This is a genomic window from Nocardia carnea (assembly GCF_029868325.1).
GTDB classification, from domain to species: domain Bacteria; phylum Actinomycetota; class Actinomycetes; order Mycobacteriales; family Mycobacteriaceae; genus Nocardia; species Nocardia carnea_C.
This window is the reverse complement of record NZ_JARWNW010000227.1, coordinates 1-26,303: the sequence shown is the minus strand read 5'-3', so window position 1 is coordinate 26,303 and position 26,303 is coordinate 1. Positions and strand designations below refer to the sequence as shown.

At 68.3% G+C, this 26,303-nt stretch carries 15 protein-coding genes and 1 tRNA gene; 5 read left to right on the top strand and 11 right to left on the bottom strand.

All coding sequences use genetic code 11. The features are described 5' to 3' along the window. Positions 1-112 precede the first annotated feature (112 nt). Positions 113-1,069, bottom strand: a complete 957-nt coding sequence (locus QH196_RS18825; RefSeq protein ID WP_280417112.1) for an NAD(P)-dependent alcohol dehydrogenase — start codon at positions 1,067-1,069, stop codon at positions 113-115. A 273-nt stretch (positions 1,070-1,342) separates the two neighbouring features. Here QH196_RS18825 and QH196_RS18820 point away from each other — a divergent pair, with 273 nt between their 5' ends. Next, positions 1,343-1,909, top strand: coding sequence for a TetR/AcrR family transcriptional regulator (locus QH196_RS18820; RefSeq protein WP_280417111.1), 567 nt, complete (start codon positions 1,343-1,345; stop codon positions 1,907-1,909). Positions 1,910-2,121: 212 nt separating this feature from the next. Here QH196_RS18820 and QH196_RS18815 read toward each other — a convergent pair whose 3' ends face one another. The 10 genes from QH196_RS18815 to QH196_RS18770 all read right to left on the bottom strand — a co-directional run bounded on the left by QH196_RS18815 (position 2,122) and on the right by QH196_RS18770 (position 23,491). Beyond that, positions 2,122-2,472 (bottom strand): ADP-ribosylation/crystallin J1, encoded by a 351-nt coding sequence (locus QH196_RS18815; protein ID WP_280417110.1) that lies wholly within the window; start codon positions 2,470-2,472, stop codon positions 2,122-2,124. Between the two features lie 124 nt (positions 2,473-2,596). After that, a complete protein-coding gene (locus QH196_RS18810; protein WP_280417109.1) occupies positions 2,597-3,238 on the bottom strand; it encodes a hypothetical protein in 642 nt (213 codons plus the stop codon). A 386-nt stretch (positions 3,239-3,624) separates the two neighbouring features. Beyond that, positions 3,625-8,037, bottom strand: coding sequence for an amino acid adenylation domain-containing protein (locus tag QH196_RS18805; RefSeq protein ID WP_280417108.1), 4,413 nt, complete (start codon positions 8,035-8,037; stop codon positions 3,625-3,627). Then, entirely contained in the window at positions 8,034-13,013 is a 4,980-nt protein-coding gene (locus QH196_RS18800) for a non-ribosomal peptide synthetase (RefSeq protein WP_280417107.1), read from the bottom strand. Before QH196_RS18800 ends, QH196_RS18805 begins: the two co-directional genes overlap by 4 nt. Beyond that, positions 13,000-13,854: a 3-hydroxyacyl-CoA dehydrogenase family protein gene (locus tag QH196_RS18795; RefSeq protein WP_280417106.1), complete on the bottom strand. Its 855-nt coding sequence runs from the start codon at positions 13,852-13,854 to the stop codon at positions 13,000-13,002. The genes QH196_RS18800 and QH196_RS18795 overlap by 14 nt, the downstream gene beginning before the upstream one ends. Next, positions 13,851-18,221, bottom strand: coding sequence for a condensation domain-containing protein (locus QH196_RS18790; protein WP_280417105.1), 4,371 nt, complete (start codon positions 18,219-18,221; stop codon positions 13,851-13,853). Before QH196_RS18790 ends, QH196_RS18795 begins: the two co-directional genes overlap by 4 nt. After that, positions 18,218-21,070, bottom strand: coding sequence for an HAD-IIIC family phosphatase (locus tag QH196_RS18785; RefSeq protein WP_280417104.1), 2,853 nt, complete (start codon positions 21,068-21,070; stop codon positions 18,218-18,220). Before QH196_RS18785 ends, QH196_RS18790 begins: the two co-directional genes overlap by 4 nt. Continuing rightward, positions 21,067-22,068 carry a 3-oxoacyl-ACP synthase gene (locus QH196_RS18780; RefSeq protein ID WP_280417103.1) on the bottom strand — a complete coding sequence of 334 codons (1,002 nt, stop codon included), beginning with the start codon at positions 22,066-22,068 and terminating at the stop codon, positions 21,067-21,069. Before QH196_RS18780 ends, QH196_RS18785 begins: the two co-directional genes overlap by 4 nt. Positions 22,069-22,079: 11 nt before the next feature. After that, positions 22,080-23,210, bottom strand: coding sequence for an acyl-CoA dehydrogenase family protein (locus QH196_RS18775; protein ID WP_280417102.1), 1,131 nt, complete (start codon positions 23,208-23,210; stop codon positions 22,080-22,082). Continuing rightward, positions 23,207-23,491 carry an acyl carrier protein gene (locus QH196_RS18770; RefSeq protein WP_280417101.1) on the bottom strand — a complete coding sequence of 95 codons (285 nt, stop codon included), beginning with the start codon at positions 23,489-23,491 and terminating at the stop codon, positions 23,207-23,209. Before QH196_RS18770 ends, QH196_RS18775 begins: the two co-directional genes overlap by 4 nt. 392 nt (positions 23,492-23,883) lie before the next feature. Here QH196_RS18770 and QH196_RS18765 point away from each other — a divergent pair. The 4 genes from QH196_RS18765 (at position 23,884) to QH196_RS18750 (ending at position 25,991) form a co-directional block, all read left to right on the top strand. Next, positions 23,884-23,957, top strand: a tRNA-Pro gene (locus QH196_RS18765). A 370-nt stretch (positions 23,958-24,327) separates the two neighbouring features. After that, the gene (locus QH196_RS18760) at positions 24,328-24,798 is read left to right on the top strand and encodes a MarR family winged helix-turn-helix transcriptional regulator (protein WP_280417100.1); all 471 of its coding nucleotides are present in this window, start codon (positions 24,328-24,330) and stop codon (positions 24,796-24,798) included. Positions 24,799-24,851: 53 nt separating this feature from the next. Continuing rightward, a complete protein-coding gene (locus QH196_RS18755) occupies positions 24,852-25,229 on the top strand; it encodes a DUF5313 family protein (RefSeq protein WP_280417099.1) in 378 nt (125 codons plus the stop codon). A 135-nt stretch (positions 25,230-25,364) separates the two neighbouring features. After that, entirely contained in the window at positions 25,365-25,991 is a 627-nt protein-coding gene (locus QH196_RS18750; protein WP_280417098.1) for a hypothetical protein, read from the top strand. Positions 25,992-26,303: the final 312 nt, after the last annotated feature.

The following is a 26,303-nucleotide window of genomic DNA, read 5'->3' as shown; positions in this document are numbered from 1 at the left end:
TCTCCCTCCAGTTGCTCGGTCTGCGGGGAAATCGCATCCAGACGGGCATACGGCAAACGCCCGGCCGGGCGACCGCATCTCGTGCCGCCACAGCCGAGCGGACTGCCCGACCTCACCACTCGAGGGCCAACTTTCCGACGGCACGCCCGGAACGGCTTTCGTCGAGCGCCGCGATCACTCCGTCGAATGTCATCGGGAAACGCCGAGTGATGTGAACGCGGATCTCGCCTGCCTCGACCATCGCGTCTACCCTTCGCAGCAGGTCACCGGAGGCCTTCAGGAATACGGGTTCGTACTTGATACCCGACGGGCGGGCACCCCGGAAGCGACGGGCAGAGATCGTTGTGATGAGCCGTACGGCCGAGGCCGGCGTGACTACGCCGTCTTCGTCGCGTGCAATCGTCACGAACCGGCCTCCTTGGCGTAATACCTGCTGGGCCTGCTGCCATTGTTCGCGACCTCCTACGCAGTCGATCACTACGTCGAATGTGCCGGAGCCGAAACTCGAGGCCAGGTCGGATCTGCTTCTGTCGACGACGAAGTCCGAGCCCAGCGAGTGGACGAACTCATGATTGCGGGGGCTCGCGACCGACACCACGTAGGCCCCGGCTGCGCGCGCCATTTGAACCACGAAGTGGCCGACACCACCGGACGCGCCGATGACAGCGATACGAGACTGTGCGGTCACACCTCCCCGCTCGAGACATGTCAGCGCTGTTTGGGCAGCCAGCGGAATAGACGCAGCCTCGGCGAAACTCGCTCCGGCCGGTGAGTGCGCCACCAGCCTCTCGTCCACATTGACATACTCCGACGCGCCGCCTCCGTCACGTTCATTATCAGCGTGCACTCGATCTCCGACGCTGAATCGACTGACTCGGGGGCCGACGGCTGCGACAACCCCGGCGATATCGAAGAGGGGAGTGAAGGGGAACCGCCGGCGGGTAATGAGCCGGCGGTTGCCTTCGATCATCTGCCAGTCGATCGGGTTGACCGAGGCTGCCCTCACCTGAATCTGCACGTCATGGCCGGTCGGAGCGGGTACGGATTCGGACTCGGACCACTCGAGCACGTTCCGGATCTCACCGTAACCGGACTGCACGATCGCGCGCTGTGTGCTGGGACCGGTACCTGCTGGGCTGGTCACCGGATGTGACTCGATGCGGACAGGCGTAGCGCGAAGGTCAATGCCGGGCGAATTCGCCGAACGAGGAGTGCCGGCGAGCCCGCGGTGGGCATGGGGTGATCTTCTCTTGGTTTCACAACAATAACTGTACTCATAGTTCAGTAGTTTCAGTAGTGTTCAATAAACTACTGACTGTTCGATAGCTGGTAGTGTGAGCTCGTGGATGATGCTGTCGTCGATCGAGTGGACCCACGCGTGGCGCGTACGAAGCGGGATGTGATCACCGCCGGCGCGAGCCTTCTCCTGGAGGACGGCTGGAGTGCGATGACCCACGCCGCAGTAGCCCGCCTGGCGGGCTATTCGAAGGCCACCGTCTACGCACATTGGCCGACCACCCTCGACTTGATGCGCGATGTGTGCGAACAGATATGCGAGGTCACGGAGAACACGGCACCACCAGCCACCGGAAACCTCCGCGACGACCTGCACAGTTGCCTGAGTCGGTTCTCCCACACCTTGACGCAAGGGCGATTCGATCTGCTTCTGGCGGGCGTAGTCGAGCGAGGTGGACGCGACGAGGTGGTGCGAGATCTCGGGAATCGGCTGTACGAGGCCGGCACCAGCGGGCTGCGCCGGATTCTGGACTCCCACCTCGGGCCGGCCGACGCGACACTGACACTCACCCTTCTGGTGGGTGCCGTCGTCGCCCGCGCAACCTACGAAGGAAAGGCCATATCGGACGCCTTCATCACCGACATCATCAACCGAGTCCTTCCCGCCGACTGACCGCGAAGACCCCCGCCGGACCGATCACCGTGTCAGTACTCGCCCGCCGAACTCCGACGTCAAGCCACTCGCGAAGCCAACCGCCAAGGCCGATTCGAGCTCAACACTCGCGGAACGTGGTTCAACTGATGTTCGTGTCCACCCGCACTGGTGACCTCGACGACCGGTCGGCTGTTTATCGCTTACCGACCCGCGCCGGGCTTCTGGAAAACCTATCGGAATTCGTGCACCACTTCGATGCTGCCCACGATGTGGCGGTTGAACTCTTCGAGTTCCTCGGCGGGCACCCACAGTTCGAGGATCGTTTGCCCGCCGGCCTGGCGGATGGGATATCTGGCCGCGAAGTCGGCATCGATCTCGAACCGGGTCACGTAACCGACGCCCGATGCCGCAACGTTCCAGTCTCGTGCGATACGGATCGCGTAGTCCTCGTTCAACACCGGATAGAAGATCGGCTGCTCGGGCAGCCGTGGCGGCCACGCCGTCCATTTCGACGCCTCGACCAGCGCCAACTCCTCCGGTCCCGTAGGGCGCCACAGGGTCAGTGTCTCGCGTTCATCCATCGCCATTCCTCTGTCCAGCAGTTCGGCGAATCATGCCCGGTGCGACCGTCGGACAGCCAATCCTTATTGCGGCGGAATCATCCACGAGGGTGGAGGGGCGGGGGAACACGATGCAGGCCACCAGTCAGCATGGCCACGCGGTCGAAGGCCGCGGACGGCTCTCTGGGATTCCGATCTGTGAGCTCATTTCCTTGGTGAAGACGACCATCACATCGTTGGTGCCCAGCCGAAAGCTCGTTGGTGATTCTCCGTATGCCGAGCATCCGGCGGCTATCCAGACCGTTGTTTCTCGGAAGCCGAGTCTGAGGGCCGATGGCCGGATCGCGCCGCTCGGATCGTGCTCCCAGCAAACATCGGCAGCGACGATCGTCTCGCCGGTCGACCTGGACCAGTGTGGATGATCCGATACTGATACTGCGGTGCTGCCTCCATCGGCGACCAAGAGGAAATCGGTCATCGGTTTCGGGAAGATCTTCAGCCCGAACTCGGTGAAGGTGTTGTTCCAGATCGCCGAGTAGCGATGGCCGCTGTGGAGGGTCAGTTCAACGCCCATCGTCGGTTCGTGCCAGCCGCCGTAGTCCCATTTCTCGGTAAGCTGGCCATCATCTCCTATAGCTAACGGGTAGTACGTAACTTCGGCGAGACGTCGACCGAGCAGCCCGGCCACGACGGCTTCGAGATGCTTCTCGGTAATGGATATCGACGGCGGTGGCGACACGACTAAGTTGCGGTCCGGGCGATCGGATGTCATGTCGGCTTCTGGCATCCACTTACGGTAGCGAGCGGATGTCCTCGTGCTCACGCCCGAACGACGAAACGAACTGGCTGCGTTGCTCGATGACGGGGAGCGGTTGAAGGCCGAGTATCCGAAGATCGCGGAGTGTCTGGATACGGCTCCGATGCTGGCGGGACCGAGAATCCGGGGGCTGGTGCGGCGTTCGATCTGCGGTTCGTGCATTACCTGGCCGGTGGCGAGTCGGTGTCGGGGAATCCGTACTGGGATGTGGTCGGGCCTTCGGTCGGTGTGGATGGTGACCGCCGGGTTGTGAACGGTGGTAGTGCCAGCGGAGCGTTCGGCTGGGGTTCGCGCAGACGATCCTGCAGGCTGCCTATGCCTACGCGGTTCCGTCGCCGGAGACGGTCGGGTGGATTTCAGGCTTCAGTGGCGTGGTCTACGTCGGGGAGCCGAAGGGCGGCAATCGTAAGTGCGGTGATTGCGGATCGCAGGCCGCGGGCGAGCGTGGTGATGGTCGTGGCCTCCCACAGCGGTGCGGCGTAGCGGATCTCGCCGTGGATGCCGGCCGGTTCGCCGCCCGGGCCGGTGGCTTCGGCGAGTTGGATGAGGATCTCGAACTCGGCTCGCTGTGGCGGCAGTTCGCGCAGCCGGACCTCGATATCGCCCGTGCCGCCCGGGACCGGGATATCGCGGAAGAACGTGGTGACGATCTGGGGCAGTGGGCGGTCCGGTGCGGTGTGGGCGGCGGTGGCTCGTTCGAACGGGTAGCGCCTGTTCTCGTGGGCTTCCAGGATGCGGTCGCGAATCTGGTCGATCAGTTGTCCGGGGGCCGGTGCTGCGGTGCGGTCGGTGCGGATCAGTACTATCTCGGCCGCGCAGCCGAGCATCGTGTCGAGTTCGGGGCGATCGCGTCCACTCGATGCCGTGCCGATGACCAGATCGGGTCCGGCGCCCATATCGGTGAGGGCGTGGACGAGGGCTGCGTGCAGGACGGCGTAGGTGGTCGCCCCCCTGCGACGGGCGGCGTCCCGCACCGCGGCGTGGGTGGCCGCGTCGAGGGTGAACGGTAGCAGTGCCGCCGGGTATCTACCGGCAGCGGACCGCGGGTGGTCGACGGCCAGCGGCGGGGCGTACTCGAGTCCGGCCAGCCGGTCACTCCAGTACCGCGCGTGGGCGGGATCTTCATCGTGGTCACGCAACCATCGGGCGTAATCCGCGAACTGGACCGGTGGCGTCGGCCAGCCGGGTGCCGCGCCTGCGGCGCGTGCGAGGTAGGCGAATTCGAATTCGCGCAGTAACAGCGCCAATGATTCGGCGTCACCCGCGCAGTGATGCAGGATGACGAGCAGAACGTGATGTTCGGGCGTCAGCCGGTACAACCGCACCCGCAGCGGCACCTCGGTGAGCAGCCGGAAACCGCGGTCCAGCTCCGCTGCCAGCAATCGGTCCAGGTCCGCGACGTCGGTGATCTCGCGATAGTCGACAGCGTCCTCGTCGAATGCCGCGATTTGCTGGATCGGCCCCGAAGCGGTGAAAGGCAGGGTGGTCCGCAGTATCTCGTGCCTGTGCACCACATCGTGGATTGCCGCCCGCACGCTCGCCGCGTCGAGTGGACCGAGGAGGTCCACACAGGCGGGCATCAAGTAATCGGCAGCGCCGTCGCCGAGATAGTTGACTGTCCAGAGTCGCTGCTGGCTCGGTGCGAGTGGAATCGCGTCATCGGGATGGGAGGCGGTCCCGTCGCTCTCCCGATACGAGACGGCCACTGATTCCCGGTCGGCAGCGCCGGGATCGCCGCCGCGATCGGCGATGCGCCGCTCCAGCGCGGCGACGGTGGGCGCGTCGAGCAGATCGCGCGGACTCACCACGACACCGAAGGTCCGGCTCGCCGCCGCCGCGAGCCGGATCGCGGCCAGCGAGTTCCCGCCGATACGGAAGAAATCGTCCTGCACGCCGACCCGCTGCTGTCCGACGGCGTCGGCGAACAGCCCGGCGAGGATCTGTCGGCGCGGTGTCCGCGGCGGCTCGGCGTCGGCTGCGGCGGGCATGGTCAGCGCGGTCCGGTCGACCTTGCCGTTGGCCGTCAGCGGTAGCGCGGGGATCTGCACGATCACGGCCGGCAGCAGATAAGCGGGCAGGACCCGCGCCAGGCGGGTCCGCATGACCGCGGTGTCGATCGGTTCGGCGGCGACCACATGGGCGACCAGGCTCTTGCCCGCCGCCACCCGGTGCGCCGTGACGACCGCCGCGGTTACCCCTGGCATATTCCGGATCGCGTGTTCGATCTCGCCGGGCTCCACGCGGATGCCGTTGACCTTGACCTGCCGGTCACCGCGGCCGAGGAATCGCACGGCGCCGTCGGCGCCCCAGCTGCCGTGATCGCCGGTGCGGTACATCCGCGACCCCGGGGCGCCGAAGGGGTTGGCTGTGAAGACGGTTGCGGTGCGGCCGGGCATCCGGTGATATCCCTGGGCGAGGCCCGCTCCGGTCAGATAGATCTCACCGACCATGCCCGGCGGTACCGGGCGCAGCAGGGCGTCGAGAATCAGTACCTCGGTGTAGTCCACGGCTCGGCCGACCGGAATCGCCTCGTCGGGTAGCGGTCCGGTCGGAATCGAGTAGGTGGTGGCGTAGGCGGTGGCCTCCACCGGGCCGTAGATGTTGACGATGGGCAGTCCGGGCGCCGCCGCGCGCATCGCGCGCACGGTATCGAGGGGCAGGATGTCACCGGCGGTCGACAACGTGCGCAGCCGGCCGAGGCTGTCCGGTATATCGTCGACGAGCACCTGGAACAGCCCGGTCGCCAGCAACGCCGCAGTGACCTCTCCCGCCCGCAGCACCTGGCGGAAGTCTTCGGCCCCGAGCCGGTCCGGTGTGGCGATCACGACGGTGTGCCCCTGTAACAGCGGCATCCAGAGTTCCCAGACGACCATGTCCCAGACGTGTGGCGAATGCATCAGCATTCGTGCGTATTCCGGCCCCGCGGCGATCCGGTCGACCGCACGCGCCACCATCGCCCGGTGCGTGGCGAGTACACCTTTCGGTGCACCGGTCGATCCGGAGGTGAACATCAGCCAGGCCGCCGCGTCGGCGGGTACCGGTCGGGCCGGTGAGGTCGGGACCGGCCCGCCGGACCGCGAGACGCTGCGCACCAGCGCGATATCGTCGACAACGAGTTCGGTGCCGGTGTGGGCCAGTATCCAGGCGACACGGTCGGGCGGGTCCTGCTCGTGCAGCGGAACGCAGATCGCGCCGAGCCGCAGCAGGGCCAGCGCCGCGACAACCAGCTCCGGGGTGCGCGGCAGGCGCAGTCCCACCGGCGTCCCGAGTCCGACACCGTGCCGGGACGCGAGGTGGTGGGCGAACCGTTGCGCGCGGACCTGCAGTTCGCGATAGCCGATGTGCTCACCCTCGTACCACAGCGCAGGGCGTTCGGGGTGCCGGCGAACCACCGAATCGAAGACCTCCGTGACCCCGCGATCCGTCACCCCCGCCGGATCCTCGTGCGGGCTGCGCGGCACGACCACCGCGGGCGCACGGGTCAGCCGGCCGGCGGGCGTATCCGCGCACGCCGCCGCCACATCGTTCATCGCGGTCAGGAAGCGGTTGTGCAGACTCGCCAGGGCCGCGGGATCGCACCGATCGGCGGTGGTGTCCATATCGATGCGCGGCGGACCGTCACCGAGGTAGACGGCGATGCCGAATGCCTCGGTGTATCCGCTGGATGCCGGGATCAGCCGGGCCACCACGTCACCGAAGTGGATATCGGGCGTAGCGGGCAGGATGTTGAGCACCGGGCCGGTGATCCGGTGCTCGCCGCCCGGGGACGTGCCGTCGGCGAGCAGGTCGAATCGCCGGTAATGCTGGTGACGCAGTACTGTTCGCAGCTCCGCCTGTGTCGCCGCGGCGAGTGCGCCGATGGACGCGCCGGGATCGACTTCGATGCGCAGTCCGACAACGTTCGAGGTCATCCCGAGCGCGCGCCAGGAGCGTTTGGCCGGTACGGGCAGACCGAGGACCACGGTGCGCGCACCGGAGTCGGCGTGCAGCAGCAGCGCCGTCGTTGCGGCCAGCAGGGCCGGCGGGTCCACGCCGAATCGCGCTGCCGTCTGCTCGAATTCCCGCCAGTCTTCGTCGCCGGGACTACCCGAATGCCGTATCGGCCCTGACGCGCCGACGGTGACAGGGGGATGGGTGAACATCGGCGCGTCGGGCAGCCCGGCGAGCCGTCTGGTCCAGAACGCGCGGTCGTCGGTGAACCGGCGCGAGGCGCGATACCGCCCGTCCTGCTCGACATATTCCGCGACCGTATCGGCGAATTCCGGTGCGGGCTCACCACCGAGCAACGCGGTGTAGGCCCGCGCGACCGCCCGGATGAGAGCCAGCGACGCGGCGCCGTCGAGGACGATGTGGTGGGCCCGGAGGGCCCAGAGGTGACCCGCCGCACCGAGGTCCAGCAGATAGTGGGCGAACAGCGGTGCGGCGGCCAAATCGAAGGCGGGTGGTGCGGCGCGCAGGTAGGCCAGTGCCGCCTCGACCGGGTCGGTTGCCGCACCGAAATCGCCTCGGTGCAGGGTCCATTCGGTGCAGTCCTCGATCACCTGACGTGGTTCGGGGCCGTCGGTGTCGACCCGGATGCGCAAGGTCTCGGTGGCCGCGACGACACCGCGCAGCGCGCGTTCGAACAGGCCGGGATCGATGCGCCCGCGCAGATGGATGTAACCCTCCACTTGGTAGCGATGATCCGCGCCGTTCAGGGTGGTGTAGGCCCAGATCTCCTGCTGCGCGACGGTCAGCGGGAAGTCGATCCGGCACGTCGTCTGCGTCATCTCACTCCGTTCGCGCCGTCTGCGGGCAGGGTCGCGACCCGTTCCAGTTCGGCTTCCAGCCGGGCGATCACCCGGCGCGCCAGATCGTCGTCCAGTAGATCGCGGTGCCAATTCAGTGCCACTGTCAGCTGTTCGCGCGGCCATACCGTCGCGGTCAGCGGAAACAGAGTGATCTCCCGTGACGACAGCTCGGTCAGCACCAGATCACCCACGGTGAGGGGGGTCGGCGCGATGTCGACCGGATACGACTCGAACACCAGCAGCGTGTCGAAGTACTCGCGCACCGGAACGCCGGCCGCAGCCTCGATCTCGGCCGGCCCGAGATGGTGATGGTCGAGTAGCACTGCCTGCTCGGCCTGCAGTGCTCGTAGCCGAGCGCCTATCGGCAGGTTGTCGCGGCGGCGCACCCGCACCGGCACGGTGTTGATGAACGAGCCGACCATGGCGTCGATACCGGGAATACTCGCGGGCCGTCCGGAGACCACCGCGCCGAACACGACGTCGTCGGAGCCGGTGACATCACCCAGCACCGACGCCCACACGTACTGCAGGACGCTGTTCAGCGTGACACCGGATGCGGCGGCAACGTCGGCCAGTGCGGCGGTGCGCGCGGCTGTCAGCGTCACCGTGTGCTCGGTATGCGACCGCACCGGATCGCGTGGTGCGGCGCCCGGCGCGGCGACCAGGGTCGGTGCGGCGAGGTCGTGCAGGGCAGTGTGCCAGGCCGCGGCGGCGGGCCCCCGGTCCTGCGCGGCCCGCCAGCGCAGGAAGGTGGCGAACCCGTCGTCCACCTCGTCCGGGTCGCCCACACCGAGTGCGAAGACGCTCAGCAGGTTTCGCATCAGGATCGGCGCGGACCAGCCGTCGAACAGCAGTCGGTGATTGGTCACCGACAGCACGTAACGGCGCTGCGAGGTCCGGATCAGCAGGAATCGGATGAGCGGCGGCGTTTCCAGGTCGAATGGGCGCACCTGTTCCGCGGCCAGGACATCGTCCAGTTCGGTGCCGTGTTCGCACAGGTCGATTTCCCCGATCTCGATCGGCGCGGTCGCGACGACGAGCTGACGCCACCGGCCGCCGCCGTCGCGGACGAACGCTGCCCGCAGCGCGGAATGCCGGTCCACGACATGCTGGGCGGCAGCACGCAAACGTGCGAGATCGGGAGTTCCTTCGCAGGTCAGCACCACCTGGAGGGTGTGGACCTCCGGTCCGTCCACGGGCGCGAGGTCGGCGAACTTCTCCTGGATCGGTGTGAGCGCCCGGATATCGCACAATCGGCCGTAATGGCGCTCCCAGCGATCGATCTCGGATTGCCGTAGACCGGCGGGGGAGAAGTCCGAGGGGGTCCACCCGCCGGCGGCCGGATCGGCCGCGTGCCGCGCGAGGGTGCGCAGGACCGTTGCGAACAGCTCGGCGAAGTCGTGGACGCGGTCGGGGCCGATCAGGGTTTCGGGGAACGTGAAGCCCGCGGTGAGCCGATCACCGACGACCGCGGTATCGATCGCGAGGGCCACCTCGGCAGGTAAACCGGGGTCGATCGGATCACGGTTGCTCGCGAGGGCTGAGGGCAGCCAGGGGCCGTTCGCCGCGGAGATCGCGCCCAGATACGTGAACGACAGTTGCGTGGTCTCGGCCGGCAGGTCGACCCCGGTGCCGAAGTAGCGCAGCAAGCCGTAGCCGATGCCGCCGTCGGGTACGGCAAGGAGTTGTTCCTTGACGGTTTTCACCGCTGCGGCGAGGGCGCGCCCGCCCACGATCGCTTCCGCGATATCGATACCTGTCAGGTCGAAACGGCACGGATAGGCTGCGGTGAACCAGCCGACCGTACGCGCGATATCGGCGCCGGGTACGAGATCGCCGTACCTGCCGTGGGATTCCATCCGCACGGGGACGACGGCGCTGTCACCGCCGCGCCACGCGACCATCGCCACGGTCAGCGCGGTCAGCAGGACGGTGTTGGTATCGGTGCCGTAGCGCGGGGCCAGCGTGGTCACGGCGGCGGAGGTCGTGGCCTCGTCGAACTCGCAGACGATGCGGCGCATCGTCGAAGGGCCGTCGATACGCGGATCGAGCCGGCGATCGGTGAACAGCGGATCGGGCCCGCGCAGCAGCTCCCTCCAGAGGTCCCCCTGGGCGAGCAGATCGCCGTCATCGGCTCTGTCGCGCAGCGCGTATGCCCATCGCCGCACCGAGGTGCCGGTGGCGGGCAACCGCGGTGACCGGCCCGACTCGAGCCGCGCCCACGCCGCGACGAAATCCGGGATCAGAATGCGCCAGGACACACCGTCCACCGCGATGTGGTGGATCACGACAACGAGGAGCCCACCGCGATCGTCGCGGCCCCGATCGAGCCAGACACATCGCAGCACGACCCCGTTGGCCGGGTCGAGGCGGTCGACCGCGGCCTCCGTCTCACGAGCGAGAATCGCGGCCTCTTCGGCTTCGCCGGCCGACGAGATATCGACCCGGCCGAGAACCGACCCGATATCGAAGGAGCCGGGGGGATCGGCGAAGAGGCGCCACTCGCCGCCCGCGTCGCGGTAGAGCCGTGCGCGCAGCATATCGTGCTGGTCGACGACCGCGCCGATCATCTGTTGCAGCGTGGTTGCGGTGATGCCCGCGGGCAGGTCGAGCACCATGTGCTGGGCATACCGGTCGAACGACACGCGACCGGAGGCGGCGCGCTCGATCAGTGCGAGGACGGCGGGCGTCGGCGGCATCTCTCCCACCCCGGCGCCGGGTAGTTCGGCGAGCATATCCCGCTCGGGTGTTCCGGTCGTGGCGAGCGTGGAAAGCCCCGCGACGGTGGGCCGTTCGAAAACCTGCGCGGGCGTGACGTGGACGCCCCGCGATTTCGCCCGGGAGACCAGCAGAATCGACATCACGCTGTCGCCGCCCAAACCGAAGAAGGATTCGTCGACTCCGACCCGATCCCGACCGAGCACCTGCCCGAACACCTCGGCCAATATCTGTTCCACCGGCGTCGACGGTGCACGGTACGGGATGTCCTGTGGCGCCGGCTCGGGCAGTGCCGCCCGGTCCACCTTGCCCGCGGTGGTGGCGGGGAACGCTTCCAGTACAACGATATCGTCGGGCATCATGGCGGCCGGCAGGACGCGGGACAATTCCGTGCGGAGGGCGTCCGGCGCGCAGACCGCGCCCGCTACCGGCACGACATAGCCGAGGAGCCTTCCGTCGGGGCGCAGCGTCGCCACCGCCTGCGCGACCGTCGCGCACGCCGAGAGTGCGGCCTCCACCTCGCCCAGTTCGATGCGTACACCGTGGCGTTTGACTTGCAGATCGGCTCGGCTGCGGTACTCCAGCAGCTCGGTCGCCGCATTCCACCGGACGATATCGCCGGTGCGGTACAGCCGGGCACCGGGCTCGAAAGGGTCCGCGACGAAACGCTCGGCCGTACGCGCGGGCTCGCCCTGATAGCACCGCGCCAGCTGTGCGCCGCCGAGATACAGCTCACCGGACAGCCCGTCGGGCACGGGACGCAGTCGCGCGTCGAGAACGTACGCCCGCGTATTCGTCGCGACCGAACCGATAGGTATCGACGCCGAAGCCGGCCCGTTCACCGGATATCCCGTGACAGCGCCGGTCGTTTCCGTCGGCCCGTAGAGGTTGTGCAGCCGCGCGGGTGTCGCCGCACCGAAGCGCTGAGCCAGGGCGGGGGAGAGCGTCTCCCCGATGGTGAGCACGCGGCGGACGCAGGCCGGAAACCCGGACACCACAGTGAGGTGGTTGCTCAATGTCGAGGGCACGAACTGGAGAGTCGTCACCGCGTACGCGGCGATCAGCCGGGTCAGTTCGGCCGGGTCGGTATGCGCCGACGGCGGTGCGATGGCAAGGGTCGCTCCGGTACTCACGGGCCAGAACAGTTCCCAGATCGAGACATCGAAGGTGACCGGCGTCTTCTGCAGGACGATATCGGTCTCGTCCAGGCCGATATGCTCACTCAGCCACCGCAGATGGTCCACCACCGCCGCATGCGAGACCGCGACACCCTTGGGCACGCCGGTCGAGCCGGAAGTGAACATCAGGTACGCCAGATTGCCGGAATGCAGAGGTGCGTGCCGGTCGGCATCGCACAGCGGGGTGCCGTCTTCGTCCACATCATCCGGCTCGTCGAGGTAGTGGACGGGCACGGCGTCGGTGGCGAAGCCGTCACCGCGCGTGCTCAGCACCAGTACCGGCTCGGCCACTGCCAGGATTCGATTCAGTCGTTCGGCCGGATGCCCCGGTTCCAGCGGTAGATACGCACCGCCCGCCTTCAGCACCGCGTACACCGCGACGACCGCTTCGATCGAACGGGCCATCGCCACGCCGACAACGCACTCCGGACCGATGCCACGCCGAACCAGAGTGCGTGCCAGTCGATTCGCCCGGGCGTCCAGTTCGCCGTAGCTGACCGATTCCGCGCCGTACACCAGCGCGATCGACTCGGGCGACCGGCATGCGATCGATTCGAAACCGGTCAGAGTCGTAGCGTGCGGGTCCCGGGCGCGCACCGGGCCGCCGCGGCGCAGAATGCGCGCGCGTTCTTCCTCGGTGATGAGATCGACCCGGGCGACCGGCGTTCCCGCAGCGGCTACGAGTTTCGCGAAAAGCCCTTCGAATACGGGTAACTCGGCCTCGGACACCCCGACTTGCCACCCGTCGTTATCGTGCACAACGGTCGGACATTCCGGCCCGGCAGGGCCGGTCGCGCGCTGCCGCAGCAGCGCCCCGATCTGGGTGGCGACGCTGCGGAAACTGTCACGCGCCGCCAGTGTCACGCCGATCTCGAACGCGGCGGTACCGGATCGATAGCCGACGATCACCCGGTCCGCGCCGGTCCGGCGATGCGTGTACACAGCGAGCGCGGCCAGGACGACCGCCGCTGTCCCTCCACCGCTGCGCCGGGCCAGCGGCCCCAGCCCCGGCGTCTGTTCGAGGGGGTGGTCGAGTGTGCTCGCCTCAGGGGTAGGCATGGAATCCCCTTCCCGATTTGCGGCCCAGATGCCCGTTCTCGACCAGCGTGGCCAGCACGTCCGGCACGCGATAGCGGCCGTCGCCGGTGGTATCGCGCAGCACCGCGAGTGTGTCGGCCACATTGTCGAGGCCGATCAGATCCGCGGTGCGCAGTGGCCCCATCCGATGGCCGAGGCAACCCTCGAACAAGGCGTCGACCGTGGCCGCGTCGGTTCCGGATTCGATGACAGCGGCGGCTTCCGCGATGGCGAGCATGAGCACCCGGTTGATGACGAAGCCCGGACCGTCTCCGACCACGATGCCGCGTTTGCCGAGTGCATTCAGGAAGTCGAGCGCGGTGGCCAGGGTGGCGGGCGCGGTCTGCGCGGTGGTGATCACCTCCACCGCCTCGGTCAGCGGCGCGGGGTTCATGAAATGCAGTCCGAGCATCCTTTCCGGCCGAGTGGTGCGGGTGGCCAGGTCGGTGATGGGGATGGCCGAGGTCCCCGACGCGAACACCGCCGACGGCGCACACACACGGTCGAGTTCGGCGAATACGCGGTACTTGAGTGCGACTCGCTCCGTGACGGATTCGATGACGAAGGTGGCTTCGCACAGCTCCTCGACATGCTGCGACCACCTGATGCGGCCGGTGATCTCGGCGAGCTCGCCGGCGCGCGGACCGCGGCCCAGCAGCACGCTCGAACGCAGCGCCGCGCGGATATCGCGCCGGGCACGGTCGGCAGCAGCGGGATCGGGATCGACCACGGTGACGGGTAGGCCCGCTGCGGCCACGCACTGGGCGATACCCGCGCCCATCGTTCCCGCGCCGACCACCCCGACCCGGTGCTGTGCGGTCACTGGTGGATCTCCTGTTCGTCCTGGAAGGCTTCGATGCCGAGCACGGTGTCGTGCACCGGTTCGTCCGGTTTGTCGATCGCAGCCCGCGCCAGCGCGACCAGTTCGCCGGCGATGGCCTCGGCGGAGGCTCGGTCGAACAGTGCGGTCGCGTAGTGCACACGCAACTCGGCGGAGCCGGGCACCCAGGCGAGCGCGAGTTCGGTCGCGGCGGCCGCCGGCACGACCTGCGCGTGGCCGAGGTACCGCAGGGGTGTCGCGCCGGTACTCGCGACCGATTCCGGCGGGCCGGCGCGCAACGTCCGCCAGGTCGTGTCCGGACGGACGGTCACGACGACGTCTCGCGCACCCTCGGGCCCGTCGGGCAGGCCTATGCGTAACCGGTCACCGCCGCTGTACCAGGCGAGCAGGACCGCATATGCGTCGAACAGTGTGGTCTCGAAGGGGTCGAGGTCGGCACGATCCAGCTCTATCGCACGCGTGACCACGTCGTATTCCATGGTCGTCCCCGCGCGTGGTCGATCGGTGGGGATCGATGTCGTCACCTCCGAGTCCCGCCGGGGTCCGGCGATCAGCGCCTCGATCGGCGGCCCGCCGGGATCCGCCACCATCGCCCTCAGGATCTCCAGGAATGCGTCGCCGAGCGCGGCCACCGTCTGCGTGGTGAACAGTTCGGTGCTGAACTCCAGGCACGCGCCGATATCGCGGGGGACGCTGTCGGCGTATTCGAAAGTAACCAGCGTCAGGTCGAATTTCGCAGTTCCGGTGGGTAGTCCGCCGAATTCGTTTCCTGCGGTGTGGTCGAGATCGAACAGTTCCGCGCTCGCCTCGTCGATTCGCTCCATTCGTGGCGTCACCTGGTGGATGTAGAGCACATCGAACAGCGGTGTGCGCGACAGGTCGCGCTGCGGCGCCACAGCATTGACCACCCGGTCGAACGGGATCTCCTGATGTTCGAGCGCATCGAATACGACCGAGCGCACCCGGGTCAGCATGTCCGGCAACGTGGTGTCGGCGGTGAAATCCGTGCGCAAGGCGACCGTACTGTTGAAATAGCCGATCAGGTCCTGGAATTCGCTTCGGCCGCGTCCGGTGGTCGGGGTGCCGACGACGATATCGCGCTGGCCACTGTGCCGCGCGAGAGTCAGATAGAAGGCGCTGAGCAGGACCACGAACAGCGAGACCGATGAACGGCTCGCCAGCGCACGCAGGTCGGTGAGCAGTTGCGCGGGGATGGTGAACGGATGCAGATCGCCGGCATAGGTCTTGCGGTCGGGTCGGGGAAAATCCGTGGGTAGCCGTAACACCGGCGCGCCGGCCAGCGTCTCGCGCCAGTAGTCGAGTTCGTGGTCGAGCGCCGAACTCGCCAGCAGTGCGCGATGCCAGGCGGCGTAGTCGCGGTACCGGATCGGCAGTGGTGCCAGACGGTGCGGCCGGCCCTCCCGGCGCGCGGCGTAGAGCTCCGGCAGCTCCCGGGCGAGAATCGTCGGGGTCGCGCCGTCGGTGACGGCGTGATGGCAGGTCAATTGCAGGACATGGGTATCCGGTCCCACGGTGATGAGCAGTACCCGCAACAGGGGGTCCACAGCGAGGTCGAACGGTTCGGTCGCGGCAGTGTGCACGAGGTCGCGGGCCGCGGCGTGCGGATCGGGTTCCGCGGAGACGTCGACGCGGCGGACATAGTCGTCCAGCCGGTCACGGATACGCAACACCGCGACGCCGTCCACCTCGGCGAAGTTGTACCGCAGGGTTTCGTGCCGCTCGACGAGGTCGTCGAAGGTACCCTGCAGCGCGTCCGGGTCGATCGGCCCGCGCAACAGCTGGACGACCGGGTAGTTGTACAGCGTCGTCCGCGGATCGAACTGGTGGTGGAACCACATCCTTTCCTGTCCCGAGGACATGACCGGTTCGTCGTGCGCGACCAGGGCCGGGATCGGTGCGCGCGTGGCGCCGGCGGCGCGCCCGGACGCGAGGAGCTCGGCGAAATCGGTCAGCCGGGGACGCTCGTAGACGTCGAGCAGTTTCGGCCGGAAGCCGTAGGTCTCCTCGATCCGGTCCACCAGCTGTACTGCGATCAGCGAATTACCACCGAGGGCGAAATAGTCGGCGTTTTCATCGATCTCGTCGTCGGTGTACAGCAGTTCGGCGAGGGTACGACGCAGCCAGTGCACCGGATCGGAGTGGTCGTGCGGCGTGGCGGACAGGGCGGGCGGTACGGCGGCGGCCGCCGCGGCGCGGGGCAGGGCGACCCAGCAGCCGGATTCGCGCATCGGGTGGCCGGGCAGCCGTATCCGGCGGACGTGGACGGGCGCGACGGCCGACCAGTCGAGGTCGACACCGTATTCGTACAACCGGCCCAGAAGTTCGTTCAGATCGGCGGTATCGGTGGCCGCGGAGACGATCTCGGCTTCCGGCACGGAATCGGCGATGAGCGCGGCGATCCGGCCGTCCCGGCCGGGCTCCACGAAAACCACCGGTCCTTCGGCCATGAGGGTGCGCACCGCATCGAGGAGCCGGTCGCCGTCGATGGTGGGGGCCGCGCCGGCGAGTTCGGCCGGTTCGACCCTTTCGCGGGAGCCGAGCAGGTACCGCGCGGCGAAGCGTGACGCTCCCGCACTCAGTAGTGCCGCGGGCCGGACCCCGCACGCGGTGAGCCGTTCGTGCACCGCGATCTGCCCGGCCAGCACCGACGCCGTCGTTCCGGTGGCGGGCAGCTCGGCGGGCAATGTGGGCAGCTGCGCCGCGACGGTGCCTTCCGGGCCCGGTGGGACCGGAACGGCGTCGGGAGACAGCAACAGCACCACGCGCGGCGCGGTCGGCACGCGGTGCGCGCGCACCGCGGCCTTGTCCAGCGCCTCGGCGAGTTCCGCCGTGTCCGAGGCGGTCACGGCGACCCTGTGCTCGTACTGGTCGCGACCGACGGTGAGCGTCGCGGCCACTTCGTCCAGCGCGGCCTCGGTGCTGCGCACCGCCTCGGCGAGGCGGGCGCACAGTTCGCTCAGCGCCTCGGGCGTACGCGCGGAAACGCCGATCAAGTGGGTGCGGCGCGAGGGCGGGGTGGCGGGCACCGGCGGCGCCTGCGACACCACGCAGTGCGCGATACTGCCGCCCAGGCTGAAGGAGCTGACTCCGGCGACACGCACCGCGTCACCGCTCCACGGGCGGCTCTCGGTCACCACGTCGATACCGGCGGCCGCCAGGTCGAAACCGCCGGTCGGCCGGGTGAAGTGCAGCGAGGGGAACAGCTGCGCCTCCGATACGCTCAGCACTGCCTTGACCAGGCCGGCGATACCGGAGGCATGGTCGAGATGACCGATATTCGTCTTCACCGAGCCGATGGGCAGGCCGGGGCCGCCACCGAAGACCGCGCTGATCGATTCCAGTTCCACCGCGTCACCGAGCCGCGTCCCGGACCCGTGGGTCTCGAGATAGCCGGCCGCGTGCGGATCGAGTCCGGCAACCTCCCACGCCTTGGCGATGACGGCGCTTTGAGCGGCGGCGCTGGGTGTGCTGATGGTGGCGGCGGCCGCGCCGTTGTGCCGGGTCGCGCTGCCGCGGATCACCGCGTGGATCGGAGCACCGTCGGCCAGTGCGCGGGCCACCGTGGTCAGCAGCAGGATCGCACCACCCTCGCCGTTGACAGTGCCGTCGGCGTCGGCATCGAATGCGCGGCATACGCCGGTGGGCGACATGATCTCGGAAAAGCTTCCCCCACCCCAGGACGGAGTGCCGTGCACCCGCACGATCACACCACCGGCGAGTGCGTAATCGGCGTCCCCGGAACGTAATTCGCGGCAGGCGTGGTGCACCGCCACCAGCGCGCTGTTGCATCCGCTGTCGACCCCGAAACACGCGCCGGTGAATCCGAACCGGTGCGCGATACGCGCCGGGCCCGCGAAGGTGGCGTTTCCGATCAAGCTCAACGGACCCGGGTCCACCGCGGCGGAGTGGTAACTCGACTGCGCGGCACTCAGCGTGACGGCGGTGACCGCCCGCGCCAGCCGTTGCGTGGTGTACCCGGCGTCCTCGATCGCGCGCTGGGCCAGCAGCAGGGCGAGCCGCTGCTGCGGGTCGGTGACACACGCCTCCCGGCGGGACATTCCGAAAAACCGGTAGTCGAATCCGTCGATCTCGGCGAGGTGCCCCATCGGCAGGTACGTGACGGTGTCGTCCAGGCCGGTGGCGGTGATCCGTTCGGGCGGCATCGGCCCCACCGAATCGCGCCCCGCGGCCAGGTTGGCCCGGAATTCCGCGAGGTCGGCAGCATCGGGGAAGCGCGCACCGATACCGACGATGGCGATATCGGTATCACGCGCGTGGGCGGTGGTGTGGCTGCCGGGGTCCGGCACGGTGTGCTCCTGAGGGGTCACAGCTCGAAAGCTCGAGTGGAGTCGGATACCAAAGGTTCGGCCGGCATCGCGGCGCCGGCCGCGAGCGCATCGGCCTGGTCGCGGACCGTGCGCAGATCGAACAGCTGACCGACGCGCACCGCTCCCGGCCGGTATTGCTCGAGCAGCAGATGCAACACGACTACCCGGTGTGAGTTGCCACCGATCTCGAAGAACGAATCGTCGAGATCGAAGTCGTCGTGTTCGAGCGCGGCGGACCACAATTCGGCGATCTCCCGTTGCCCGGGGGTCCAATCGGCGCGCGACGGCCCCGGCAGCGGGGGATCGCCGGCCCTCGCCAGCAGGGCGGCCGTGTCGAGTTTGCCCGCCGCGGCGATCGGAATCGTGTCGATCGGCACGAACCGGCTCGGCACCTCCAGCGGCGTGAGCCGTTCGGCGCAGTGCCGGGCCAGTTCCCGGCGACCGGGCGGCGCGGTGCCGGCGGCGGGAACGATGAACGCGACGAGGTCGCCGACCTCGTCGCGGCCGGTGTGCACCACGGTCACCGCGTGCGCGACACCAGGATGGGTCTCCAGCACCGCCTCCACGGCGTCTCGTTCCACTCGCGCGCCGCGAATCTGTACCTGGCCGTCGGCGCGGCCGAGATAGTCGATATCGCCCGACCCGGTGAGTCGGGCGAGATCGCCGGTGCGATACATCCGCGCGCCGGGTTCGCCGGCGAACGGGTCGGCGACGAAACGGGTCGCGGTCGCGCCGGGACGGCCGGCGTAGCCCATGGTGATCTGATCTCCGCCGATATACAGCTCGCCGATGTCTCCGTCGGTGGTCACCGACAGCTCCGGCCCGAGCACGTGCGCGGAATTGCCCGGTAGCGGCCGGCCGATGGGCACCCTCGCGGTATCGGTGACGACGTGCCATACGCAGGTCACGGTCGCCTCGGTGGGGCCGTACTCGTTCATCAGGACGACGCCGGGCAGCAGTTCGCGATGCCGGGCGGCCAGCGACGAGGACAACGTCTCGCCCGCCAGCGCGACCACCGTCGGCGCGGCTGCCGCCTCGGCCAGAATCGGCAGCAGCAACCGGTAGTACGACGGCGTGGCGACGAGGTGACTCACCCGCGACCCGGCCACGAGCGCACCGACCGCCGCGGCGTCGGGCAGCTCGCGGTGGGTCGGCACCACCACAGTCCCGCCGCGGGTGAGGGCCCACGGACCGAAGAGCAGTGCGGCATCGGCGGTGAGCGGGCAGGTCGACAACGTGACCGGCGCGTCGTCTTCGCACGGATAGTCGCGTCCGGAGATCATCGCGGCCAGGTTGCCGCGGCTGACCACGACAGCTTTGGGTGCGCCGGTGGACCCCGAGGTGGTGATGACATAGGCGGGCGCCGATGCGGGCGGCGACGCGGGCAGCGGACCGGCCGGTGAGGTCCCGCCCAGCGGTATCAGGACGGGCCGGGCCGACGCGGGGGAGAGCAGTGCCTCCACTTCCCCGTGCGGTGTAGGGGGCGCGTCCTCATCGAATATCACAGCGGTACACGACAAATCGTCCACCAGGGCACGCACTTGCGCGGCGGCCCGCCCGGGCTCGACCAGACACCACGCCGCCCCCGCGCGTAGTGCGGCCAGCATCGCCACCACCGTCCACATGTCCTGCCGGAGCAGACACAGCACGACATCGCCGGGACGCACACCCGCCCCGACCAGACGTCCGGCGAGAACGGCGGTGCGGTCGGCGAGTTCGCGATAGGTGAGGGTTTCCCCGCCGGAGATCAGCGCGCACCGATCCGGGAACTCGGCGGCCCGCCGCAGCAGACCGCCGATCAGGTCGCCGGGCGGCGTCGGCGCGTCGGCCGACCGCACGAGCACGTGAGCGCTGTGGGGCGCCACGGTGCGTCCGTCGTGACCGAGCAGCACCCGTTCCGGGCCTTGTTCCAGCACCACGAATCCGGCGAAGCGCAGCGTCACGAGCATGACCCGGTTGACCTCGGTCGGCACGAACTCCGCGACACAGCGCTGCCCGCGCGCACTCGCCCGCTCGACCAGATGCGCCAGCAGCGCGCCACCGACCCCGCGCGACATCACCCGGCAGGACATGAGCATCAGCAGCAGTACCGCATCCGTGCCGCGCACCTCGGTGACCGCGAGCCCGATCGCGCCGTACTCGCCGAACCGGTCGCGCAGGGTCGCGATCAGCACCTCATGCGCGGGATCGGCACTCAGTTTCCGCAGCTGCCCGATATCGAAGGTGCGGCCGGTCGTGTTGAGCTGGTGGGTGCGCACCGTGAGTTCGTGCGCACGGTCCAGATCCGCCGCGCGCGCCCGGCGCACGGTCATCACCAGCCCGAGCCCGCGCAGGAATTCGGCATCCGAACCGGCGAAGGACTGCTCGCTGGTCCGCCTGCGCGCTTCGGCACGGTAGCGCTGCCTGCGCTCGCGTGCGTCGCGGGTGACGACCGCCGGGCTGAATTCCGCGAGATCCGGTAGATCCGCTACGTCCTCGGCGGCATAGCACCGCACCTGGGGCAGCGCGGACCCCACCTCGGCGCGTTCGACCGGATCGTTGTCGACGAAGGCGACGGTATCCAGGCCGATGTTCAGCGACTCCGCGATCCGGCGCACCGCCGCCGATTTCGGTTCCCAGCCGATCTGCGTCGCGCAGAACATCTCCTCGACCCCGTGCGCCGCCAGATGCGCGAGCGCCGGAGCGGGCTCGCCGCGGCTCGCGACCGCGTGCACGATGCCACGCTCGTCCAGCAGTCGCAGCGCCCGGCGCGCTTCCGGACGCGGTGCGCGGGCGTCGCCTTCCAGCACCACACCGTCCCACAGTGTGTCGTCCAGATCCCACACCAGGCATTTCACGATCGAGTTCATGAAGCCGTCCCTCCCGTGTCGCCGTCCGGCAGGCGACGCAGCAGACTGGTGCTCCACGCCGCGACCGGGCTGCTGTTCAGCAGCAGCAGGTGATCCCCCGGCGCGCGCGTCCGCGCCGCGAGGTTCAGATTGACCAGCACATCCGCCGAGCCGAGATGGCCGAACCCGGCGAGATTGCGGTGGCAGGCCGGATCGATGCCGACGCCGAGCGCCTCCTCCCAGAAGGCGAACGCGCCGGCCGACAGGTTCTGTATCAGTACCGAACCCAGATCGTCCATACGTAATCCGTTGCGGGACATGATTTCGTCGTTCATCGTGGTGAACCGATTGCGGCTTTCGACCGCGAGCCGGAAGCTGTAGGTGGCCTCGTCGGCGCAGGTCTCGCGCCACTGATCCGACGGTAGGTCGCGGTAGTCGATCCGGAACAGGTCCGCGTAGCGGCCGTCGCTGTGTACCTCGTGGTCGACCAGCTGGTACAGGCCCTTGGGGCCGGTAGCGAGCACAACGGCGGCGGCTCCGTCACCGAGGATCGTCATCGGCGCGCGATAGCGGAACCGGGTCGGGGCGGTCGCCGCGGCGACGACGAGTACGGTGCGGCATCGGGGGTTCCCGCGCAGCAACGCCGCCCCGAGGGTGAACGCGGCCGAGATCGACACGCATCCGAGCTCGCCGATCCCCGCGACGAACGCGCGATCCGCGCCGAGGCGCTGCTGCAGGCGCGTGGCTTCGGAGGAGAGCAGATAACGCGGTGCACGCCCACCGACCACCAGCAGTGCGTCGAGTTCGCTCGCCGCCAGCCCCGCGCGGTCGAGTGCCCCGCGGGCCGCCTCGGCGGCGAGATCGTGTTCCGCGGTATCGCCGGCGCAATGCACGGAGGTGATGCCGAGCGACAGCGCGTGTGCGCGGCGAGCGGGCGGTAGTTCCGAAAGCTCGGCGAGATCGGCTATCGCGACGGTGTATTCGGGGAAAGCGGTCGAGACCGGTCCTAGAGAGATCATGAATTCCGCCGTCAGCTCTCCGCCACCAGAGCCGCCGCGGCGCGCGATTCCCCGACGGACCGCAGCACGAACTCGCCGAGATCCTGTTCGGCGATTTCGCGCGCGCCCTCGATGATCTGCATGACCTTGGCGTCGCGGAAGAAGCGGCCGGCCCGGTTCCCGGGGGCGCAGCCCGCGGCGCCCAGCATCTGCACCGCGCGCTCGCTCGCCGCGCACGCTGCCCGGGCTGCCGCGTATTTCGCGGCGATGGTGGTGAGGTACGCGGTCGGCTCACGGCCATCGCGGTCACCGGCCGCGCGGAGGCACAGCGCCTCCGCACCCGCCACGTCCACCCAGCTGCGTCCGAGCACGGCACGCACCGATTGGTGGTCGGCGAGCCGGATATCGCCCTGGATCCGGTCGTGCGCATGCGCCGCGGCATCGCTCAGGCACGCCCGCGCCATCCCGGTGCAGCCCCACGCGATCGTGTACCTGCCGTGGTCGAGTGCGGTTCCCAGCACATGTGACAAGCCGAAACCCGCTCGGCCGAGGATATTCCCGGCGGGCACCCGCGCCGCATCGAAGGTCAAGTGCGCGAGGCGCGCGCCCCGCATGCCCAGCTGATCGGTCACCGGTTCCACCTGCACGCCGGGCTGATCCCTCTCCACCAGCGCGGCAACCGGGCCGTCGTCCGATCGCCCCACCACCAGCACCACATCGGCCAGCGCCCCGAAAGTGACCCATAGCTTGCGGCCGGACACACGTCGCTCGGCCCCGGTACCCGTGAAACGGGTGGTGATTCCCGAAAGGTCACTGCCGGCCCCGGCTTCCGTCGCTGCGAGAGCCGCGACCAGCTCACCACCCGTCAACCCGGGCAACCAGTGCGAACGCTGCCCGGGGGTGCCCCAGCGATCGATCGCCGCAGCGACCATGCCCTGCACCGTGAACAACGAACGCAGCGATGTGCACACCGCACCCAATTCGGCGGCCGTGCGACCGGTTGCCGCCGCATCCGCGCCGCGACCGCCGTAACGCACCGGCCGATCCATCCCGAGCACGCCCGCTTCTGCTGCGGCGCCGATCATTTCACGCGGCATCCCCGTGCGGTCCCATTCGGCCGCACCCGCGGCGGCGCGGCACAGTAGAGACTCCAACCGGCTCACCTGCCCGTCCCCAGGTCGGCGGTGGGACCACATTTGCGGGTGACGAAGGTGGCCGTCCGCCGCGCCGTCCGGAAATTGTCCAGATCCAGATCGTCGATATCGATCTCGATGTCGAAAGTACGCTCGAGATAGGCGACGATCTCCAGTGCTCGCAGCGAATTCACCAGACCCATACCGAAGTAGTCGTCGTCCGGCCCCAGCCGTGTGTCCGTGACCACACCGAAATACCGCACCAGTCGCTCCACCAGATCCGGATGCGGTGGGGTACCTTCGTCGCTCATCTACAGCCCGTCCTCGCCTGGATATCACCCGCCGGATATCCAGGCGGAAAGCTATCAGCGGGCGGTCGGTCGCACTTGCCCCCAATTTCTTTGCCGCCGGAACTTCGGGATGAGTTCCACCGCGGGTGCCGCTCCTGATACGGGCCGGCCAACACCGTATTCGGCGCCGAACGTGGTCTGTATTCGTGAGGGCGGGTACCTGAGGCAGCAGGCGACCCGCGGTGAGCTGAACCGGCACCACAATGCTTCGTGGCAGTGCGAATGCGTTCCGCTCGCCGCTGCCCGGCACGTCCACCACGCCCTGCGTAGCCGATCAACACCCCTCTGACCTGCCGATTAGTAGTCACAAACGACTCTGAGGTAATCTCATCGAGCACCCCGACGGGGTGCGACGGGCTGTGGCGCAGTTTGGTAGCGCACTTGACTGGGGGTCAAGTGGTCGCAGGTTCAAATCCTGTCAGCCCGACAATCAAGTAAGCCCCTCTCACCAGTGTCGGAGGGGCTTTCTTCATCATTCCACTACCCCAGGGCGGCACCGCAGGTGCTTGGAGAGGTTGTCTCGGGCGGCGGTGATCTCCTGCTGCTCTGGGCGCCCTTCATAATTGGTCACCTCGTAGCGAATCGTCGGCGTAGCCGACCGGCGTGGTGGGTTTCTGCTCTTCGGTCAATGGAAGTTTCGGGATCGGTGTATCCCTGCTGGGTCGGATCGGCGCCTGTTGACCCGCTGCAACCGAGGTAGGCATGTCTCGCCGCGGTATTGAGTGCACGTGCTAATAGTTTGTGCATTAACTATTTGTGGGTTATGTTGGAGTCGGGTGGTGACGAATAGAGGTGTGATGACTGCGGAGATCGATGATCCGTTGCGGCTGGAGCGGCAGGTGTGTTTTGCGCTTGCCGTGGCCAACCGCTCGGTGCTCGCCGTGTATCGGCCACTGCTGGAGCCGCTCGGGTTGACGCACCCGCAGTATCTCGTCATGTTGGCGCTGTGGGGGGAAGCGCCGATGTCGGTCAAGGCGATCGCTGAGGCAATTCAGCTCGATTCGCCCACGTTGTCGCCGCTGCTCAAACGGCTGGAGAGTGCTGGTCTCGTCACCCGGCGGCGCGATCCGGGCAACGAACGCACCCTGGTGGTCGACCTCACCGAAGCGGGGCGTGCGTTACGCCGGGAAGCCGAACGGATCCCGCCCGCTGTCGTGGACCGGCTCGGTGTGGAGCTGAGTGACCTCGATGAATTGCGTGAAGTGCTCGGTCGTGTCAACGAGGCGGCCCGGCGGGCAGCGGTTGCCCATCCGGACAACGAATCATGAACGTGTCCACGGTCGGCGACAACGCGACTTCGGACGGCCGGCAGGAGGGCCACGTGACCGATCGGACTCCCACGCTGATCCAGCGCATCCGCTATATCTTCGGCCGGCCCTTGCCGTCCTCGATGCAGGAATGGGTTCTTCGGGACCAGACCGGTCCGGGCGCCACCCGGCGCTACCTGCAACGCTTTCTGTTGCCCCCGATTCCGCTGCTGTGCCTGTTCGCGCTGGTGCCGGGCCCGTGGTGGATGGGCGTTTCGATGGCCGCGCTGGTGTTCCTGCCGCTCGCCTTCTTCGCGGTCGCGCTGGTGTATGTGCATCGGCGTCATGTGCTGGTCAAGCACGGGCTCGATCCCGTACTGGCCGACCCGGATCGGCAGCGCCGCGCCGCCGAGGAACGCGCGAGTTACGAGAGGCGCTTCAACCGGGGCTGACACCTCGTTTGGCGGTACTGGCGAAACGGTACCGGGGCGTGCACAAGATCGACGGTTGTTCCGGCCTGGACCTGCGTAGATCTGCTCGGTTCGGGTACTGCGTGGTCGGCATTGCTGTCGATGATTGGAGGCGTCATGAGAGACGTCGACGAAAATGTTTCCGGTGGGCGCGGAGGGCGCCTGCATATCCCGCGTAGCCGCGGTGCCCTGGGTGGTCTGGCTGTCTTGCTGCTGGGTATCTGGGGTGCGCTCATCCCGTTCATCGGGCCGTATTTCAGTTTTTCCTATACTCCCGACGAGCCGTGGGTGTGGTCGGCCGCGCGCGGCTGGCTGCAGGTGCTGCCCGGGGTGGTGGCGATAATCGGCGGGCTGCTCATGCTGCTGAGCCGGAACCGGGTCGTGGCGAGTACGGGTGCGTGGCTGGCCGCGGCGGCCGGTGCGTGGTTTGTGATCGGGCCGCTGCTGGCAGGCCCGTTGGGGCTCGGCGATATCGGTGAACCGGTCGCGGGGTCCGAGTGGAAGCAGGCCTTTGTGCAGCTGACATTCTTCTACGGTCTCGGTGCGCTGATCCTGTTCTTCGCCGCGACCTCGCTCGGACGGCTGTCGGTGCGCAGCGTCCGCGATATTGCCTTCAACCGGCGTGAGGCCGATGCAGTCGAGCGGCGCCGGGTAGCCGATGCTCCGCCCGCAGCCGCCGCCGATCCCCGCATCGGACGGCCCGGCTTCCGCGGGACACCGGGTCTGCACGGTGGGTCGGCCTGATCACCGGCCGGTCATCGGAGGTTTTTGCCCTTGGGCGTTGTCCGTGAACGAGTGAGTAGTTACTGTTGGCCGCGTCGAACCGGGGCGGGGATGTGGACTCGACAGGAATGGGGCATTCCGATGAAATCAACAGCTCGAAGCCCGCTGATCGTTTCTCGGATCGCCGGTGCGGTTCTCGGCGGGGGGGGGGGGGTTTTTTGGGCCGGGGGGGGGGGGGGGGGCGGGTTACGACACGTTGGGCACGGTGGTGGTGCTGGCGCCCTAGCACGTGGTCGTGAACGCCTGGCTACTGGCGAAGGCGGGTAACGATCC